Origin of the sequence: Erwinia billingiae Eb661, from assembly GCF_000196615.1 — a bacterium.
Classification (GTDB): Bacteria; Pseudomonadota; Gammaproteobacteria; order Enterobacterales; family Enterobacteriaceae; genus Erwinia; species Erwinia billingiae.
Window position 1 is genome coordinate 4,085,236 of record NC_014306.1, and the last position, 18,191, is coordinate 4,103,426.

Here is an 18,191-nt window from a genome sequence, read left to right on the forward strand (position 1 = left end):
CTCTCTGGCCGGGGAAACCCGGCCAGCTTTATTGAATTCCCCCCTGCCACATCGTATTCTCTGCCGTATGAAATCCCTCAGACTTCCCATTGCCCTGCAACAAGCCGTGATGCGCTCACTGCGTGAAAAATTGCAGCTGGCAAACCATCGCCTTGAACGCAGCTACCCTGAACCCAAGTTGGTCTACCAACAACGCGGCACGGCAGCGGGCACCGCGTGGCTGCAACACTGGGAGATCCGCCTGAATCCGGTGCTGTTACTGGAAAATCAGCAGGCTTTTATTGATGAAGTGGTACCGCATGAACTGGCGCATCTGCTGGTGTGGAAACACTTTGGCCGGGTCGCGCCGCACGGCAAAGAGTGGAAGTGGATGATGGAAAGCATTCTGGATGTGCCGGCGCAGCGCACCCATAAGTTTGAGATTGAATCGGTGCGCAGTCGCTCTTTCCCCTACCGTTGTGGTTGTCAGCAGCATCAGCTGACGGTACGCCGCCATAACCGTGTCGTCAGGGGCGAAAGCGAGTATCGATGCGTCCGCTGCGGCGATCGCCTCTCTCCCGGCGAGTTCCAACAATCCGAAAAATCGTCCTGATGGCCAATTATTCAGCAATAACTCGCTGATTTTCTGGCACTGATTTCCCGAAGCGAATCGCATCTGTTACTCTCGCCGCCTCGTTTATCAGGCCAGGCCCGCAACATGCTTCGCAAAATTTTTTACTGCTTGTCACTCTCCCTGTTTTTACCGACTTTTTTCGCTCACGGCCTTAGCCTGGATAACTATCACCAGAACAGCTTTGGTCAGGCCAAAGAATATGCGGCTCAAATCAACGCCGATGCGCCAGGATCGTTCTATTGCGGCTGTAAAATCCACTGGAAAGGGAAAAAGGGCGTGCCTGACCTCGCCTCCTGTGGCTATCAGGTGCGTAAAAATGCCAACCGGGCGAAACGCATCGAGTGGGAACACGTGGTGCCGGCCTGGACGTTCGGCCACCAGCGTCAGTGCTGGCAAAATGGCGGCCGCAAACAGTGCGCGAAAGATGCCGGTTACCGCCAGATCGAAACCGATCTGCACAACCTTCAGCCTTCGATTGGCGAAGTGAATGGCGACCGTGGAAACTTTATGTACAGCCAGTGGAACGGCGGCGAGCGCCAGTATGGTCAGTGTGAAATGAAGATCGATTTCAAAAACAAACAGGCCGAGCCCCCTGCACGCGCGCGCGGCGCCATTGCCCGCACCTGGTTCTATATGCGCGATCGCTATCAGATCGACATGTCCAGGCAGCAAACCCAGCTGATGACCGTCTGGAACAAGCAGTATCCGGTCAGTTCATGGGAGTGCGAACGGGACAATCGCATCGCGCGCGTACAGGGCAACCACAATCCCTATGTACAGCAAGCTTGCCAGCGGTAAAATCACTGACCTAAACTAGAGCCCATATTCAGGCCGGATCTGTTTACCGGCCGCTAACATTTATCAGGATTTCCATGCGTATACCCCGCATTTTTCATCCCGAATTGCTTACCGCGGGCAGCGAGATTGCTCTCTGCGACGAGGCCGCTAACCATGTTGGCCGCGTGTTGCGAATGGGTGCCGGACAGGCCCTGGAATTGTTCGATGGCAGTAATCTGACTTTTGCCGCTGAGATCGTGCAGGCCGACAAAAAAAGCGTCCGCGTTTCCCTCGGCGAAAGCCGCGAAGATAGCCGTGAATCCCCGCTTCACCTGCATTTAGGCCAGGTGATGTCGCGTGGTGAGAAGATGGAGTTCACCATTCAGAAGGCGGTAGAACTTGGGGTAAATGTGATCACCCCCTTGTTTTCTGAGCGCTGTGGCGTAAAGCTTGATGCTGAGCGGCTGGCGAAAAAACACCAGCAATGGCAAAAAATTGTGATTGCTGCCTGTGAACAGTGCGGCAGAAACAGCGTGCCTGAGGTGCGTGAAGCGATGATGCTGGAGCGCTGGAGTGCTGAGCAGGACGATGGCCTAAAGCTGAACCTGCATCCCCGCGCCAGCCAGAGCATCAATACTCTGCCGCTGCCCGTTGAACGGGTACGCCTGCTGATTGGCCCGGAAGGCGGCTTAACCGCTGATGAAATCAGCATGACAGCACAATATGGCTTTACAGATATTCTGTTAGGCCCAAGAGTGCTCAGAACAGAAACGACGGCCCTGACGGCGATTACCGCCCTGCAGGTCCGGTTTGGCGATTTGGGCTAACCCATCCGCAAAAAAAAAGAGCTCACTGGAGAAGCAATAATGATTAAGCTTGGCATTGTGATGGACCCGATTACCTCCATCAATATTAAAAAAGACAGCAGCTTCGCCATGTTGCTGGAAGCACAGCGCCGTGGGTACGAAATTCATTACATGGAAATGAACGATCTCTACCTGCGTGGCGGCGAAGCGCGTGCGCGCACCCGCACCCTGAGCGTGGAGCAGAACTACGACAAGTGGTTCGACTTCGGCAGCGAGCAGGACATCGCGCTGGCCGATCTGAACGTGGTATTAATGCGCAAGGATCCACCGTTCGATACCGAATTCATCTACGCCACCTACATTCTTGAACGTGCAGAGGAAAAAGGCACGCTGATCGTCAACAAGCCGCAGAGCCTGCGCGACTGTAACGAAAAGCTGTTCACCGCCTGGTTTGCCGAGCTGACGCCGGACACGCTGGTGACGCGCAGTGCCCAGAAAATCCGCGAGTTCTGGCAGGAGCATGGCGACATCATTCTTAAGCCGCTGGACGGCATGGGCGGCGCGTCAATTTTCCGCATCAAGAAAGAAGACCCGAATCTGTCAGTGATCATTGAAACCCTGACCGAGCACGGCAACTTCTACTGCATGGCGCAAAACTACATCCCGGCGATCACCGAAGGCGATAAGCGCGTGCTGGTTGTGGATGGCGAGCCGGTGCCTTACTGCCTGGCGCGTATTCCAAAGTCCGGCGAAACCCGTGGCAATCTGGCGGCCGGTGGCCGTGGCGAAGCCCGTCCGCTGACCGAAAGCGACTGGGAAATTGCCCGTCGCGTCGGCCCAACGCTGAAAGCCAAAGGACTGATTTTTGTCGGTCTGGACATTATTGGCGACAAGCTGACCGAAATTAACGTGACCAGCCCAACCTGCATCCGTGAGATCGAGGCAGCATTCCCGGTTTCAATTACTGGTATGCTGATGGACGCGATTGAAAAGCGTCTGGCCTGACAGATCGAATGGGGTCAACGGGCCCCTTTATTAACCCGTTAATTACGCCCGGGGCGCCAGCCCTGGGCGGTTAACCCTACTACAGAATCCTGATATGAATTTACAGCATCATTTTTTGATTGCGATGCCCACGCTGCAAGACCCGTTATTTAAGCGCTCGGTGGTTTACATCTGCGAGCACAATGATGATGGGGCAATGGGCGTGATTGTGAATAAGCCAATGGACAATCTGACCGTTGACGGCATTCTCAAGAAGCTAAAAATCAGCCCTACCCCACGCGAAGCCGAGGTCAAACTCGACAAGCCGGTCTTTTCTGGCGGCCCGCTGGCGGAAGATCGGGGTTTTATCCTGCATTCAGCCCAGCGTACCTTTGCCTCCAGCATTCGTGTTTCTGACAACACGGTGATCACCACCTCCCGTGACGTGCTGGAAACGTTGGGAACCCCGGAGCAGCCAAAAGACGTGCTGGTCGCGTTGGGTTATTGCGCCTGGGAAAAAGACCAGCTGGAAAGTGAGCTGCTGGAAAATGCCTGGCTCACCACCCCGGCCAACAGCAATATCCTGTTCAAAACCCCGATCGCTGAACGCTGGCGTGAAGCGGCAAAAAGCATTGGCGTGGATATTCACAATATCGCCAGCGATGCAGGTCACGCCTGATGAGCCATATGACCTTGCTTGCGTTTGATTTTGGTACCAAAAGCATCGGCGTCGCGATCGGCCAACAGTTAACCGGCACCGCCAGGCCGTTGGCGGCATTGAAGGCCCAGGACGGCACGCCGGACTGGAACAAGATTGAAGCGTTGCTGAAAGAGTGGGAACCCGATCGCGTGGTGGTTGGACTGCCGCTGAACATGGACGGCACCGAGCAACCGCTGACTGCCCGGGCACGTAAGTTTGCTAACCGTATTCATGGCCGTTTTGGCGTACAGGTTGACCTTCATGACGAGCGCCTGAGCACGGTAGAAGCCCGCGCCGAGCTGTTCGAGCGCGGGGGTTTCCGTGCCCTGAGTAAAGGCAGCGTCGACTCCCTTTCCGCCGTGATCATCCTCGAAAGCTGGTTTGAAAACAGCTGGTCCTGAGGTCGCACAATCGTCCCTAATCCCCTGCCAGCTGGAGCAGCATTCCCGCTTGTTGCCTCTGTTTGAGGCACTGAGCAAAGGTTTGCATGCCGACCTGCGATCCCGTTTCCAGTAATCCGCCAAGCTGATGGGTTTTGCCCTCACGGATCAGGTTCGCGACCGCTGGCGTATTGACCAACACTTCGAACAGTGCGATGCGGCCCTCGCCTTCCGGCTCCAGCCGTTGCGCGATCACCGCCTTCATGCTCCCGGCCAGCTGGCTGCGGATCAGGTTTTTCTCCGCTCCCGGAAACACGTCCACCAGCCGGTCCACGGCCTGCGTTGCGCCTCGCGTATGCAACGTTGCCAACACCAGATGCCCGGTTTCCGCGGCGGTTAATGCCTGCTGAATGGTATCGCCGTCGCGCAGTTCGCCCAGCAGGATGACATCGGGATCTTCACGCAGCGCGCTGCGCAACCCTTCGCTGAACGACGCGCAATGCGTGCCTATTTCGCGCTGCTGGATCAGCGAGCGTTGGCTGTGATGCAGAAACTCGATGGGATCTTCCAGCGTCAGAATATGCCGCGCCTGCTGTTGGTTGATGGCGGTAATCATTGACGCCAGCGTGGTGGACTTTCCGCTGCCGGTTGCCCCGGTGACCAGCACCAGCCCGGCCTGCAGCTGAAGCAGCGAGCGGGTAATTTCCGGCAGCTTTAGCGCGGCCATATCCGGGCTTTCGCTGGCGATCGCTCGCAACGCCAGCGACAGCCCCTGCCGCTGGCGGAACAGGTTGGCACGCAGCCGCGTTCCGTCCGCCATGGTCAGGGCAAAATCCAGCTGCCCGGCCTGTGCGAATGCCGCCTGCTGGGCGTCGGTCAGCCAGTGCCGCGCATGGCTTTCCAGCATCGCGCTGGTGACCACCGGTGAAGCGCCGATCGGCTCCAGTTGGCCGCAACGGCGCCAGAATGGAGAATGACCACTGCAAAGGTGCAGATCCGAGGCGTTATGCTTTACACTAAGGGCCACCATGTCCTCAATATCCATATAATACTCCCTGACTATGACCTCGATTCAGCACAACCTACAGCAAGTCCGCGAGCGAATCTCCGCGGCAGCCGCAAAGTGCGGGCGCGATCCGGCAGAGATTACTTTGCTTGCAGTCAGCAAAACAAAACCCCAGAGCGCGGTCGAAGAAGCTATTGCTGCGGGCCAGCGGTGTTTTGGTGAAAACTACGTGCAGGAAGGCGTGGATAAGATCCTGGCGCTGGGGAATTCCGCTCTGGAGTGGCACTTTATTGGTCCGCTGCAATCCAACAAGAGCCGACTGGTGGCGGAGAACTTTGACTGGTGCCACACCGTGGACAGGCTGAAAATTGCCACCCGGCTTAACGAACAGCGTCCGGCTGATTTGCCGTCGCTGAATGTGCTGATTCAGATAAACATCAGTGACGAAAACAGTAAATCTGGCATCATGCTGGAGGCACTGAGCGAACTGGCAAAAGAGATCGCCCTGCTGCCGCGCTTAACGCTGCGTGGCCTGATGGCCATTCCGGCACCCGAAGCAGAGTATTCGCGGCAGTTAGCGGTGTGCCAGCAGATGGCAGAGGCGTTTAACGCACTGAAAAAAGACTATCCCGCTGTCGATACGCTTTCTCTGGGAATGAGCGACGATATGGATGCTGCAATCGCGGCAGGCAGTACCATGGTGCGCATTGGCACCGCTATTTTTGGCGCGCGTGATTACAGCGCCGCTCACAACAATAACTGAGGAACCCCATGCTGACGTTGACTTTCCTGGTCAAAACCCTGATCGACCTGTACGTAATGGTGCTGTTATTACGTATCTGGATGCAGTGGTCACGAGCCGATTTCTATAACCCACTGGCGCAGTTTGTCGTTAAAATTACCCAACCGGTGGTGAAACCGTTGCGACGGATCCTGCCCTCCATTGGCCCGGTAGATACCGCGTCACTGTTGCTGGCGTTTGTGCTGACGACGCTGAAATACCCGATTTTGTTGCTGATTCAGGTGGGTGCCTTCTCGGTTGACCCGATGAATCTGCTGGTGGGTCTGTTATCGCTGCTGAAGTCAGCGGGCAACCTGGTGTTCTGGGTGATCATCATCCGTTCACTGATGAGCTGGATCAGCCAGGGCCGTGGCCCGGTGGATCAGGTGCTGATCCAACTGACCGAGCCGCTGATGTCCCCTATCCGCCGGATACTGCCCGCGATGGGCGGTATCGACTTCTCGGCCATGGTAGTGATTTTGATCCTGTATATGCTGAACTACCTGGGCATGGACCTGTTCCCTGGCCTCTGGTATCTGCTGTAACCTGAAAATTCTGGACCTGATATGCAAAAAGTAGTGCTCGCCACCGGCAACCCCGGCAAAGTTCGTGAAATGGCTGATTTACTGGCCGCCTTTGGCCTCGACATTGTGGCGCAAACCGAACTGGGCGTGGAGTCAGCTGAAGAGACTGGCCTGACGTTTATTGAAAACGCCATCCTGAAAGCGCGTCATGCGGCGGCGATAACCGGCCTGCCGGCGATTGCCGATGACTCCGGGCTGGCGGTCGATGCGCTGGGCGGCGCACCGGGCATTTACTCGGCGCGCTATGCCGGGGAAGACGCCAGCGATCGGCAGAACCTGCTGAAGCTGTTGGCGGCGCTGGAAAACGTGCCTGACGATAAGCGTCAGGCGCAGTTCCATTGCGTGCTGGTTTATCTGCGCCACGCAGAAGACCCTACGCCACTGGTGTTTCATGGCAGCTGGCAGGGTGAAATCACCCGCAGCGCCGTGGGCGAAGGCGGCTTCGGCTATGACCCGATCTTCTTTGTACCTAAGCTGGGTAAAACCGCCGGTGAGATGACCAAAGCCGAGAAGCACGCGGTTTCCCATCGTGGCAAAGCCATGACGCTGCTGCTGGAAGCGATGCGCAATGCGTAAGCTGCCGCCACTCAGTCTGTATATCCATATTCCCTGGTGCGTGCAGAAGTGCCCCTACTGCGACTTCAACTCGCACGCGCTGAAAGGGGATGTGCCGCACCAGGAGTATGTGCAGCACCTGCTGGCGGATCTGGATGCCGACCTTCACCTGACCTCCGGGCGCGAAGTCAGCACCATTTTCATCGGCGGCGGCACGCCGAGTTTGTTAAGCAGTGAAGCCATGCAGATGTTGCTGGATGGCGTTCGCGCCCGCCTGCCCCTTTCTGCCACGGCGGAAATCACCATGGAAGCCAATCCCGGTGCCGTGGAAGCAGACCGCTTCAGCGGCTACCAGCGCGCCGGAATCAACCGCATCTCAATCGGGGTGCAGAGTTTCAGCGCGCAGAAACTGGAGCGTTTGGGACGCATTCACGGCCCGGAAGAAGCAAAGCGCGCCGCTCAACTGGCAACAGATTTGAATCTGCGCAGCTTTAACCTCGATTTGATGCACGGTTTGCCGGATCAGTCCCTTGAAGAGGCGCTGGACGATTTACGCCAGGCGATTGCGCTGAACCCACCGCATCTGTCGTGGTATCAGCTGACTATCGAACCCAACACGCTGTTTGCCTCACGTCCGCCAAAACTGCCGGATGACGACGCGCTGTGGGATATCTTCGAACAGGGCGATCGGCTGCTGACGGCGGCAGGTTACGTGCAGTACGAAACCTCGGCCTATGCCAAACCGGGTTATCGCTGTGAGCACAACCTCAACTACTGGCGCTTTGGTGACTACTTAGGGATTGGCTGTGGCGCACACGGCAAGCTGACCCAGAACGATGGCCGCATTATCCGCACCACCAAAACCCGTCATCCACGCGGGTTTATGGCCGGAAAATATCTCGACCGTCAGCAGGAGGTCAGCGACAGCGACAAGCCGTTCGAATTCTTTATGAACCGCTTCCGGTTGCTGGAAGCGGCGCCACGTGCCGAATATCCGCTGTATACCGGCCTGGATGAGTGCAGCATCCGCCCGCAAATCGATCGCGCCCTCAGCGAAGGCTATCTGACGGAAACGGCGGAAAGCTGGCAGGTGACGGAAAAAGGGAAGCTGTTCCTCAACTCGCTGCTTGAGCTGTTCCTTGCAGAAGAAGAGACGCCATAAAAACAAAACGCCTGATGAACTTCATCAGGCGTTTTTTTATCGTGCACGGTTGGGCTTACTTCAGGCCGGCAATCATCGCCTGGCGCTGATCTTCCAGCACCGTCACCCGGTTACAGACTTCATGACCGAAGTTCTGGAAATCCTGCTCCTGCCCTTTCCACTCGTCCTGTAACGACTGCTGTAAACCGCCGAGATTGCCCATCAGCGCCTGCAGCGGATTCCCGCCGTTACCGGCCTGCTTGCTGCCCATCTCGTTCAGGCTGTCCTGCACCACGCCGCCCATCGCACTCTGCACCAGCGCCTCGCCATCTTTGCGCACCTGATCGATGGCCTGATGATGGAAGGTCAGCCCATCGCTGCGATGCTCAATAATCCGGTTCATCTGCTGTTTCAGCTGCGTATCCAGCGAGGTCAGACGGTTACGCACGTTGCTGTCCTGCCCGAGCTTTTCAACAATCACTTTATCCAGCGCAACGCGGCCTTTTTCCAGACGCTGACGTGCACCCTGATCGATCCACGGCAAATCACGACGTAATGCGGTCTGGTAATCAATCGCTTTCTGGCGCGTGGCGGTGTCAACCGTGGCCGCTTTGCCGTTTTGCTGCACGTCGCCGGTTGGGGTGATCACCAGATTGCCGCTGGCACCCACCACCTGCACAGTCTGCGGGGAGATCACGATGTCATCCTGGGGTTTCACGCTACATTGATAGTCAGCCTGAGCCTGACCCGCTGCCAGCAACAGCGCTGCCACCATCATCGCTTTACGCATTTTGCATTCTCCTGAGAAAGAAAAGGCCACGCATGCGTGGCCCCAACAAACATCCGTTTATCCCGACATCCTTTCAGATGCGACGAGGGATACTGACTTAGTCCCACCAGACATCGAAAAGTTCGGTGACCTGAATGTTGTTCAGTTTACGTTCTTCCAGCCATTTGCGCACCAGCTCGCGGTGCTCATCGGTGCATTTGCCGGTCTGCTGCAGGCAAATCAAACCTTCCCAGTGCAGGTAGCCGCTGCCATCAAAGGCCAGGCCGTTCGGGTCGATCACTTCTTCGATCAGCGCATCAACACTTTTGTCGATGGTCTCTTCGCTGGTGCCTTCCGGGAAGGAGAAACCAATTGAGAAACCTAATTCCTGAAACTCATCGATATGCATTTTCTTGCGTAAGCGACGACTGCGTTGGGTAGCCATTATTTAATCCTCTCAAACATCAGATCCCAAACACCGTGACCAAGACGCTGGCCACGCTGTTCAAATTTCGTTAACGGACGCGACTCTGGGCGCGGCACGTAGTCTTGTGTTTCTGACTGGTTTTTATAGCCAGCAATGCTGTTCATCACTTCCAGCATGTGCTCGGCATAGGCTTCCCAGTCGGTAGCCATATGGAACACGCCGCCCAGCTTCAGCTTGCGCATCACCAGCTCGGCAAACGGGGCCTGCACGATACGGCGTTTGTTATGACGCGCTTTGTGCCACGGGTCCGGGAAGAACAGCTGCACCATACGCAGCGAATTATCCGGGATCATCTTCTCTAACACGTCGACCGCATCGTGGCACATCACGCGCAGATTCTCCACGCCGGCTTCCTGCGCGCTGCTCAGGCAAGCGCCGACGCCGGGTGAATGCACTTCAATTCCGAGGAAGTCCTGCGCCGGATTATTCTGCGCCATGGTGACCAGAGAAGCCCCCATGCCGAAACCGATCTCCAGCACCACCGGTGATTCACGGCCAAATAAGCTGACCAGATCAACAGGTTCAGGCTGATACTCAACACCCATTACCGGCCAGTAATTGTCCAGCGCGTGCTGCTGGCCTTTCGTCAGACGACCCTGACGACGAACGAAGCTGCGAATACGGCGCATTGGGCGACCGTTCTCATCAAACTCCGGGGAAATGACATCACTCTTCATATTTCTGCCTGCTGGTCTGCAATCTCTGGAAAGGGGGCATTATGCAAAGTTACAGCGGTTAAGCAAGCCCCGGTAACTTCCGGTTTACAGCATAGTTGGTCTGTGCTGGAATCCCAGCCTGATTTTCACTTATCCAGGATATTTCTCTGACATGATGCAAGCGCCGCAGTTCTCACGGCAGGTACTGGAGTGGTATCAGCGCTTTGGCCGCAAAACTCTGCCCTGGCAGCTGGAAAAAACGCCGTATAAAGTCTGGCTTTCGGAAGTGATGCTGCAACAAACGCAGGTCGCGACGGTTATCCCTTATTTCGAACGCTTTATGGCGCGCTTCCCTGAAATCAGCGATTTAGCCAACGCCCCGCTGGATGAAGTTCTGCATTTATGGACCGGCCTCGGTTACTACGCCCGCGCGCGCAATCTGCATAAAGCGGCGAAAACGGTGGCGGAGAAGCACAACGGCATTTTCCCGCAGACCTTTGACGAGGTGATGGATTTGCCCGGCGTCGGCCGGTCGACGGCGGGCGCGGTCCTCTCTTTATCTCTCGGGCAGCATTATCCGATCCTCGACGGCAACGTTAAGCGCGTGTTGGCCCGCTGCTATGCCGTCTCCGGCTGGCCGGGCAAAAAAGAGGTCGAGAAGCGTCTCTGGGAGATCAGCGAAGAGGTCACGCCGGCAGAAGGCGTCAGCCAGTTTAATCAGGCGATGATGGATTTAGGGGCGATGGTCTGTACCCGCTCAAAACCTAAATGCGAAATCTGCCCGCTGAATCTGGGCTGCATCGCCTATGCCAACGGCAGCTGGGCCAGTTACCCCGGCAAAAAGCCAAAACAGACGCTGCCGGTGCGCACCGGCTGGCTGTTGATGATGCAGCAGGATCAGGAAGTCTGGCTGGAACAGCGCCCGCCGGTCGGCCTGTGGGGCGGGCTGTTCTGTTTCCCGCAGTTTGCTACCCTGCCCGAGTTGCAACAGTGGCTGAGCGACAAACGCATTGATGGCGCAACGCTGAAACAGAGCATCGCGTTTCGTCACACCTTTAGCCATTTCCACCTGGATATTGTGCCAATGTGGCTGGAACTGCCTCCGGCAGGCGCGGTAATGGATGAAGGCGCTGGTCTCTGGTATAACTTAGCGCAGCCACAGTCCGTTGGGCTGGCCGCGCCGGTGGATCGCCTGTTACAACAGCTGCGTCAGCCACAACAGAAAGCGCTGAACATCCGCGCGACAGAAGAGGAAGAGTAATGAGCCGAATGATTTTTTGCACGTTCCTGCAACGTGACGCCGAAGGGCAGGATTTCCAGCTGTATCCGGGTGAGACGGGCAAACGTATCTATAATGAGATTTCGAAAGAAGCCTGGTCACAGTGGATGAGCAAACAAACCATGCTGATCAACGAGAAGAAGCTCAGCATGATGAACCCCGACGATCGTAAGCAGCTTGAACAGGAGATGATCAAATTCCTGTTTGAAGGGCATGAGGTCCATATCGAAGGTTACACCCCGCCAGAAGAATAATCGTTGGGCCTCACAGATGAGGCCCTCTCAATGTGGGCGAAGCACGACAAGATGAATAAGAAACTACTTAGTTTGCTGGTAATAGCGCCGCTGCTGATTTCCTGCTCAGGCAACAAAAAAGCCGGCTTTCCACGAAGAGTGGGTTAAAGACACCAACGGATTCGATATTCTGATGGGACAGTTTGCCCATAACATCGAGAATATCTGGGGCATCAACGAAGTGCTGATCGCCGGCCCCAAAGACTACGTGAAGTACAGCGATCAATATTACACCCGCAGCCACATCAACTTTGAGTCGGGATCGATCACCATCGAGACCATTGCCGGGACCGATCCGATGACCAGCCTGCGTCAGGCGATCATCACTACCCTGTTGATCGGTAACGATCCGGGGAATGTCGACCTGTACTCGGATGCCAATGATATTAAGCTTGGTACCGAGCCGCTGCTTTACGGCCAGGTGCTGGATAACACCGGACAGGCGATCCGCTGGCAAGGCCGTGCGGCCACCTTCGCGGACTATCTGATCCAGAACAAGCTGCAGCGCCGCACCTCCGGGCTGCATGTGATCTACTCGATCACCATTCCGATGGTGCCAAACCATCTGGATAAGCGTGCCCATAAATACCTGCCGATGGTGCGCGAAGCCTCCGCGAAGTATGGCGTCGATCAGTCGTTGATCCTGGCGATTATGCAGATTGAATCGAGCTTTAACCCGTATGCGGTCAGTAATGCCGACGCGCTGGGATTGATGCAGGTGGTGCAGCACACCGCCGGGGTTGACGTGTTCCGCATGAAGGGCAAATGGGGTAAACCGAGCCGCAGCTATCTGCTGGATCCGGAAAACAACATTGATGCCGGTACCGCCTATCTGTCGATCCTGCAGGGCAGCTATCTGGCCGGGATCACCAACCCAACCTCGCGGCGTTATGCGGTGATCACTGCCTATAACGGTGGCGCGGGCAGCGTGTTGAAAGTGTTCTCCAGCGATAAAACGCGGGCGTTTAACACCATCAACAATCTGTCGCCAGCCGAGGTGTATCAGACGCTGACCACCAATCATCCGTCGGCGGAATCCCGTCGTTATCTGTATAAAGTGAGCAGCGCGCAGAAGAGCTACCACTCGTACTGATAGTGAGGCAAAAAAAGGGCAGCTCCGTAAGGGCTGCCCTTTTTTATGGTTGATACGCCCTGCTGTGGGCAAAAATTAACGGCTGATATTTTTGAATTGTTTTGTGGTGTCGGTCAGTGCGGTTTCGGTTGGCAGACGCTCCATTGAGCTGGCCCCGTAAAAACCGTCGCACTGCGGGCAGTTATCCAGAATGTACTGGGCATCTTCCGGGCTGGAAATCGGCCCGCCGTGGCACAGCACAATCACGTTTTCCCGCACGCTTTTCGCCGCCGTGGCCCACTGATTAATCAGCGGCACGCAATCCGCTAACTTCAGCGCGGTTTCTGCGCCAATATTCCCACCGGTGGTCAGCCCCATATGCGGCACGATAATATCGGCACCGGCTTCGGTCATGGCGATGGCATCGGCTTCGCTGAACACATACGGCGTGGTCAGCATCTCTTTCTGGTGCGCCAGACGGATCATATCGACTTCCAGGCCGTAGCCCATGCCGGTCTCTTCCAGATTGGCGCGGAAGTTACCATCGATCAGCCCGACGGTCGGGAAGTTTTGCACGCCCGAAAAGCCCAACGCTTTCAGCTCGTCCAGAAAACGATCGAACTGGCAGAACGGATCGGTGCCGTTGACGCCGGCCAGAACCGGGGTATTTTTCACCACCGGCAGCACTTCCTTCGCCATATCCACCACAATCTCATTGGCGTTACCGTAGGCCAGCAGTCCGGCCAGCGAACCGCGTCCTGCCATGCGATAACGGCCTGAGTTGTAAATGACGATAAGATCGATGCCGCCTGCCTCTTCGCATTTCGCAGAGAGGCCGGTGCCGGCACCGCCGCCGATAATCGGCTCGCGGCGGGCAATCATCTGGTTAAATTTTGTCAGTATTTCCTGACGGGTAAAAGCCATTCTCAGTACTCCTTTGCCAGTTGGCGGAACTGCTCCACAGCAATCTGTGCAAATTCCCGGTCGTTAATGTTATAGGGTACGCGAAGTATTTTACGCTTTGCCGTCTGCACTAAACGGTCTTCCAGCGTGGTAATAAAGGCCCGATCGGCGTCCGGAGACCAGAATGCCTGGCCTGGCGCATCCAGTGCCGAAAATCCGCCTTCCGGGATCAGGAACACAATTTTCCCCTGACACCGGTTCAACTTGTCGGCGATCCAGGTTGCCAGCGCCACATTCTCCTCAACCGTGGTGCGCATCAGCGTAACCTGCGCATTGTGATGATAGAAGAGACGGTCGGCATATTTTTCCGGCACGCTGTCGGCATGGCCGAAGTTGACCATATCCAGCGCACCGCAGGAGATCACGCAGGGCACCTCTGAGCTGGCCAGCGCATCAAAGCGGGTATCATCACAGGCCAGCACGCCACCAAACAGCAGGTCGCACACTTCAGTGGTGGTCAGATCGAGCAGGCCGGACAGCATATAGCTGGCGGTGAGTTTTTCCATCGCCATGCCGCCGCTGCCGGTGGCGTGGAACACCACGCAGTCATAGTCCTTTTCCAGCGCGGCGCTGACGTGCTGAATGCAGGGCGTGGTAACGCCGAACATGGTCAGCCCCAGCGCCGGATTTTCATTCGGATCCTCTTCAACGTCCCACAACACGGCACCCGCCACCTGGTGGGCGGCGTTGGCCAGCACCCGTCGGGAGATGCGGTTCAGGCCCGCCACATCGGTCACGGAATTCAGCATGGTGATATCGCTGGCGCCGACATAGCCGGAGACGTCGCCGGAGGCCATGGTAGAAACCATCACTTTCGGGATGCCGATGGGCAGTGCCTGCATCGCCGGGGTGATCAGCGCCGTTCCGCCGGATCCGCCTAAACCAATCACGCCGAGAAGATCGCTTCTTTTGCTGAGGAAATTCTTAAATGCCAGCGCCATGGCATCAATGGCTCTGCCGCGGTCGCCGCAAAACACCGCGTTGCGTCCATCGGGATGGAAGTCGGCGATCAGTTCCGGGGGGAAATCCGCTTCAGAAGGCATAACTGGTTGAGTTGACAGATCAACTGTTAACACGTCTGCACCGGTTTTGGCGATGCAATCACTGACGTAAAACAGTTCCCTTCCTTTAGTATCTGCTGTAGCAACAGCGTAGATATAACCTGCGTTTATACTCATAGTCGTAACAACACCCTGTTATCAGACGAAATAAGAACTTGAAAAACCAGTAATAAAAACGTACATAACCTGTACGCCTCATTATTTTCAAGGCCACGAGATTACAGTACCACCTTCATTATTGGTAAATCAATTGAATGAAATATGCGTCTCACAGAGATGTTTACTATGCTTACGGCTGAGGTCTGGCTTTTAGATTTGCCCCGAAGTCATCGCGATTTCTTCCGGGCATTATTCGTCAATCGCTTGAATTTCAAGCCGAATTAATTGAACAAATGAGGTTATTGTGGAGCAAAGGGATTCCGCTGGGGTTATGACATTAACCGCTACAAGGGCAAGAACACGACGCTTACTAATTGAAACTGCAATGAAGATGTTCGACAGTGGCGCCTTCCCGTCGATCACCGAAGTGGCTCAGGAAGCACAGCTTTCGCGGGCGACTGCCTACCGTTATTTTCCCACTCAGAGCGCGCTGGTTTCGGCCATCGTGACTGAGACGCTCAGCCCGATCAAAAACTGGCGTCCGACTAAACAAGACACCGGCGACCGCATTGATGAGATGCTGGGATTTGCCTTCCCGCGCATGCTGGAGCATGAAGGCACGTTGCGTGCTGCCCTGCACCTTTCTCTGACGCAGTGGGCACAGTCACGCTCCAGCGAACGGCCTGAAAAAGAGAAGCTGATCAGGGGTAACCGCAAGGCGATGCTGCAGCATGTGGTTGAGCCGTTAAACCAGGAGATGTCGCCGAAGATGGTGGAGCGCGTGGTTCAGTCGCTGTCGCTGGTGTACGGCTCGGAGATTTTTCTGGTGATGAAGGATATCTGGGGCTGCGATAACGTGCAGCTGGAAGATATTGGCAAGTGGATAGCCAAAGCGATCGTCCGTCAGGCGCGTGAAGATGAAAAAGCGCTGACGGCGGACTGAGCTGCCGCAAAAGCACAGGGGCCACAATCGCGGCCCCTGATACTCACCTGTTACTGACCGCCGTTACGCGTTAAGCATGTAGCCAAACAGACGCTTCACGCCATTCTCATCGGCTTCGGCATAGACGCCCTGCAGTTCCGGCGAGAAGCCAGGCAGCAGATTAAGCCCTTCTTCCAGTGCCAGGAAGTAGCGTTGAACCGCCCCGCCCCAAGCTTCGCCAGGCACAACACAGAGCACGCCCGGAGGATAAGGCAGTGCGCCTTCCGCCGCGATGCGTCCTTCCGCCTTCGCAATCGGCACCAGCTCGACGTTGCCACGAATAAATTCGATATTGGCATCCTGCGGGTTCATCATCACTTTTGGCAGGCTTTCCTGACGGAACATCGCCTTCTGCAAATCCTTCACGCCATAGCTGACGTACAGCTGATGCATCTCCTGACAGAGACGACGCAGGGTGTAACCTGCGTAGCGCTTCGCATTCTTGCGGTAGATGGTTGGCAGTACGTCGGATAACAGCGCATCCTCTTTGACGTGCTGTTCGAACTGCGCCAGCTTAGCCACCAGATGGGCCATTTTCTCGACGCTCTCTGCGGGCGTCAGCAGGAACAGGATCGAGTTAAGGTCGCATTTCTCTGGCACCACGCCATTTTCGCGCAGGTAGTTAGCCAGGATAGTGGCCGGGATGCCGAAGGACGCGTACTGACCGTTGGCGGCATCGATGCCCGGCGTGGTCAGCAGCAGCTTACAGGGATCGATCAGGTACTGATCTTTCTCGTAGCCCTCAAAGCCATGCCAGTCAGCGCGCGGCGCAAAGCTAAAGTAGCGGGCATCCGAGGCGATGATTTCGGTTTTCGCATCCTGCCAGGGTTTGCCGTCCACTTCATCGGGAATAAACGGCTTAATCATTTCGCAGCGGGCAAGGATTGCTTTACGGGCATCGATGCCGAGGGTGACGCACTCGTGCCACAGGCGACGCCCTGCTTCGCCCTGATGCATTTTGGCATTCACGTCCAGCGCGGCAAACAGCGGATAGAACGGGCTGGTTGAGGCGTGCAGCATAAAGGCATTGTTGAGGCGTTTATGGCTACAGAAGCGCTTCTGGCCGCGCAGGTGGTTATCTTTTTTATGGATCTGCGAGGTTTGCGAGAAACCGGCCTGCTGTTTATGCACCGACTGGGTAACAAAGATGCCCGGATCGTTTTCATTGAGTTCCAGCAGCAGCGGCGAGCAGGCTTCCATCACCGGAATAAACTGTTCATAGCCGACCCATGCCGAGTCAAACAGGATGTAGTCGCAGAGGTGGCCGATGCTGTCGATCACTCTACGGGCGTTATAGACGGTGCCGTCGTAGGTGCCAAGCTGGATCACCGCCAGGCGGAAAGGACGGGCTTCCTGCGCGCGTTCCGGCGCCACCTGTTTAATCTGCTCGCGGATGTAGTCCTCGTTAAAGCAGCGCGCATCGATACCGCCGATAAAGCCAAACGGGTTGCGGGCGGTTTCGAGGTAGATCGGGGTCGCACCGGCCTGGATCAACGCGCCGTGGTGGTTCGATTTATGGTTGTTGCGGTCGAAGAGCACCAGGTCCCCGCGCGTCAGCAAGGCGTTGGTCACCACTTTATTGGCGCTGGAGGTGCCGTTCAGCACGAAATAGGTTTTATCGGCGTTGAAGACTTTCGCGGCAAACTTTTGTGCATGTTTCGCCGATCCTTCGTGGATCAGCAGGTCGCCCAGCTTTACGTCGGCATTGCACATATCGGCGCGGAAGACGTTTTCGCCGAAGAAGTCGAAGAACTGACGTCCAGCTGGGTGCTTTTTGAAGAAAGCGCCGCCCTGGTGGCCGGGACAGGCAAAGGTGCTGTTATCCATCGCGACATATTTGGTCAGCGTATTAAAGAACGGCGGCAGCAGTTCGCTCTGGTATTCGGACGCGGCGGCTTCGAGTTTGATCGCATCGTCCCCGGCACCGGTCAGCAGGCCGACGTTTTCCGGCAGGTCAATTTCCTGTTCCTGCTCAGGGTAGTCCAGCGAGATAAACACCGGCAGGTTAAAGCCGGTATGGCGCAGCAGCGCCAGCATGCCGCTACGGGAGTCGGCAACAGAAACGACCACCGCCGCCACATCCGTAAAATCAGTTTTCTCCAGCGTAACGACTTCGCGTCCGGTCTGGAGGTGGATAGCCACAGTGGTGCTGGCTGCAATTTTCAGTGGTGTCATAGCACAAATCCTCAGGCGTCAAGGATGA

The 18,191-nt window shown here is 56.2% G+C and carries 20 protein-coding genes and 1 pseudogene; 14 read left to right on the forward strand and 7 right to left on the reverse strand.

Annotated elements, in window-relative coordinates; all coding sequences use genetic code 11:
• Nucleotides 1-67 precede the first annotated feature (67 nt).
• The 6 genes from EBC_RS20050 (at nucleotide 68) to ruvX (ending at nucleotide 4,281) form a co-directional block, all read left to right on the forward strand.
• Complete coding sequence (locus tag EBC_RS20050; protein WP_013203680.1) at nucleotides 68-592, forward strand: SprT family zinc-dependent metalloprotease; 525 nt, start codon at nucleotides 68-70, stop codon at nucleotides 590-592.
• A 105-nt stretch (nucleotides 593-697) separates the two neighbouring features.
• Nucleotides 698-1,411, forward strand: a complete 714-nt coding sequence (gene endA, locus EBC_RS20055; protein WP_013203681.1) for a deoxyribonuclease I — start codon at nucleotides 698-700, stop codon at nucleotides 1,409-1,411.
• 74 nt (nucleotides 1,412-1,485) lie between these two features.
• On the forward strand, nucleotides 1,486-2,217 hold the full coding sequence (rsmE, locus tag EBC_RS20060) for a 16S rRNA (uracil(1498)-N(3))-methyltransferase (RefSeq protein WP_013203682.1): 732 nt from the start codon (nucleotides 1,486-1,488) through the stop codon (nucleotides 2,215-2,217).
• Nucleotides 2,218-2,256: 39 nt separating this feature from the next.
• Nucleotides 2,257-3,201, forward strand: a complete 945-nt coding sequence (gshB, locus tag EBC_RS20065) for a glutathione synthase (protein WP_013203683.1) — start codon at nucleotides 2,257-2,259, stop codon at nucleotides 3,199-3,201.
• Between the two features lie 94 nt (nucleotides 3,202-3,295).
• Nucleotides 3,296-3,859: a YqgE/AlgH family protein gene (locus tag EBC_RS20070; protein ID WP_013203684.1), complete on the forward strand. Its 564-nt coding sequence runs from the start codon at nucleotides 3,296-3,298 to the stop codon at nucleotides 3,857-3,859.
• Complete coding sequence (ruvX, locus tag EBC_RS20075) at nucleotides 3,859-4,281, forward strand: Holliday junction resolvase RuvX (protein WP_013203685.1); 423 nt, start codon at nucleotides 3,859-3,861, stop codon at nucleotides 4,279-4,281. The genes EBC_RS20070 and ruvX overlap by 1 nt, the downstream gene beginning before the upstream one ends.
• Nucleotides 4,282-4,297: 16 nt before the next feature.
• Here ruvX and EBC_RS20080 read toward each other — a convergent pair whose 3' ends face one another.
• Nucleotides 4,298-5,305, reverse strand: a complete 1,008-nt coding sequence (locus EBC_RS20080; protein WP_013203686.1) for a type IV pilus twitching motility protein PilT — start codon at nucleotides 5,303-5,305, stop codon at nucleotides 4,298-4,300.
• A gap of 16 nt (nucleotides 5,306-5,321) precedes the next feature.
• On the opposite strand from EBC_RS20080, the gene EBC_RS20085 reads away from it, so the two are divergent.
• Genes EBC_RS20085 through hemW form a run of 4 tightly spaced genes read left to right on the forward strand, consistent with a single transcriptional unit; the run spans nucleotide 5,322 to nucleotide 8,348 of the window.
• Nucleotides 5,322-6,029: a YggS family pyridoxal phosphate-dependent enzyme gene (locus EBC_RS20085; protein ID WP_013203687.1), complete on the forward strand. Its 708-nt coding sequence runs from the start codon at nucleotides 5,322-5,324 to the stop codon at nucleotides 6,027-6,029.
• A gap of 8 nt (nucleotides 6,030-6,037) precedes the next feature.
• Nucleotides 6,038-6,592 (forward strand): YggT family protein, encoded by a 555-nt coding sequence (locus EBC_RS20090; RefSeq protein WP_013203688.1) that lies wholly within the window; start codon nucleotides 6,038-6,040, stop codon nucleotides 6,590-6,592.
• A 21-nt stretch (nucleotides 6,593-6,613) separates the two neighbouring features.
• Nucleotides 6,614-7,207, forward strand: coding sequence for an XTP/dITP diphosphatase (locus EBC_RS20095; RefSeq protein ID WP_013203689.1), 594 nt, complete (start codon nucleotides 6,614-6,616; stop codon nucleotides 7,205-7,207).
• On the forward strand, nucleotides 7,200-8,348 hold the full coding sequence (hemW, locus tag EBC_RS20100) for a radical SAM family heme chaperone HemW (protein ID WP_013203690.1): 1,149 nt from the start codon (nucleotides 7,200-7,202) through the stop codon (nucleotides 8,346-8,348). Before EBC_RS20095 ends, hemW begins: the two co-directional genes overlap by 8 nt.
• A 55-nt stretch (nucleotides 8,349-8,403) precedes the next feature.
• Here hemW and EBC_RS20105 read toward each other — a convergent pair whose 3' ends face one another.
• The 3 genes from EBC_RS20105 to trmB all read right to left on the reverse strand — a co-directional run bounded on the left by EBC_RS20105 (nucleotide 8,404) and on the right by trmB (nucleotide 10,260).
• Complete coding sequence (locus tag EBC_RS20105) at nucleotides 8,404-9,117, reverse strand: YggN family protein (RefSeq protein WP_013203691.1); 714 nt, start codon at nucleotides 9,115-9,117, stop codon at nucleotides 8,404-8,406.
• Between the two features lie 97 nt (nucleotides 9,118-9,214).
• Entirely contained in the window at nucleotides 9,215-9,541 is a 327-nt protein-coding gene (locus EBC_RS20110) for a YggL family protein (protein WP_013203692.1), read from the reverse strand.
• Nucleotides 9,541-10,260: a tRNA (guanosine(46)-N7)-methyltransferase TrmB gene (gene trmB / locus EBC_RS20115; protein ID WP_013203693.1), complete on the reverse strand. Its 720-nt coding sequence runs from the start codon at nucleotides 10,258-10,260 to the stop codon at nucleotides 9,541-9,543. Before trmB ends, EBC_RS20110 begins: the two co-directional genes overlap by 1 nt.
• Before the next feature lie 151 nt (nucleotides 10,261-10,411).
• On the opposite strand from trmB, the gene mutY reads away from it, so the two are divergent.
• The 3 genes and pseudogenes from mutY (at nucleotide 10,412) to mltC (ending at nucleotide 12,904) form a co-directional block, all read left to right on the forward strand.
• Nucleotides 10,412-11,500, forward strand: coding sequence for an A/G-specific adenine glycosylase (mutY, locus tag EBC_RS20120; RefSeq protein ID WP_013203694.1), 1,089 nt, complete (start codon nucleotides 10,412-10,414; stop codon nucleotides 11,498-11,500).
• On the forward strand, nucleotides 11,500-11,772 hold the full coding sequence (locus EBC_RS20125) for an oxidative damage protection protein (protein WP_013203695.1): 273 nt from the start codon (nucleotides 11,500-11,502) through the stop codon (nucleotides 11,770-11,772). The genes mutY and EBC_RS20125 overlap by 1 nt, the downstream gene beginning before the upstream one ends.
• A 51-nt stretch (nucleotides 11,773-11,823) precedes the next feature.
• A pseudogene (gene mltC / locus EBC_RS20130) lies at nucleotides 11,824-12,904 on the forward strand (membrane-bound lytic murein transglycosylase MltC).
• 75 nt (nucleotides 12,905-12,979) lie between these two features.
• Here mltC and EBC_RS20135 read toward each other — a convergent pair.
• Together EBC_RS20135 and EBC_RS20140 are read right to left on the reverse strand one after the other, a co-directional pair.
• Nucleotides 12,980-13,807 (reverse strand): phosphoenolpyruvate hydrolase family protein, encoded by an 828-nt coding sequence (locus EBC_RS20135; protein ID WP_013203698.1) that lies wholly within the window; start codon nucleotides 13,805-13,807, stop codon nucleotides 12,980-12,982.
• 2 nt (nucleotides 13,808-13,809) lie between these two features.
• Nucleotides 13,810-15,024 (reverse strand): Tm-1-like ATP-binding domain-containing protein, encoded by a 1,215-nt coding sequence (locus EBC_RS20140; RefSeq protein ID WP_013203699.1) that lies wholly within the window; start codon nucleotides 15,022-15,024, stop codon nucleotides 13,810-13,812.
• A 313-nt stretch (nucleotides 15,025-15,337) separates the two neighbouring features.
• Here EBC_RS20140 and EBC_RS20145 point away from each other — a divergent pair, with 313 nt between their 5' ends.
• The gene (locus EBC_RS20145; protein ID WP_049789626.1) at nucleotides 15,338-15,949 is read left to right on the forward strand and encodes a TetR/AcrR family transcriptional regulator; all 612 of its coding nucleotides are present in this window, start codon (nucleotides 15,338-15,340) and stop codon (nucleotides 15,947-15,949) included.
• A 63-nt stretch (nucleotides 15,950-16,012) separates the two neighbouring features.
• Here the strand turns inward: EBC_RS20145 and EBC_RS20150 are convergent, their stop codons facing one another.
• The gene (locus tag EBC_RS20150; RefSeq protein ID WP_013203701.1) at nucleotides 16,013-18,163 is read right to left on the reverse strand and encodes an ornithine decarboxylase; all 2,151 of its coding nucleotides are present in this window, start codon (nucleotides 18,161-18,163) and stop codon (nucleotides 16,013-16,015) included.
• Between the last annotated feature and the right edge of the window lie 28 nt (nucleotides 18,164-18,191).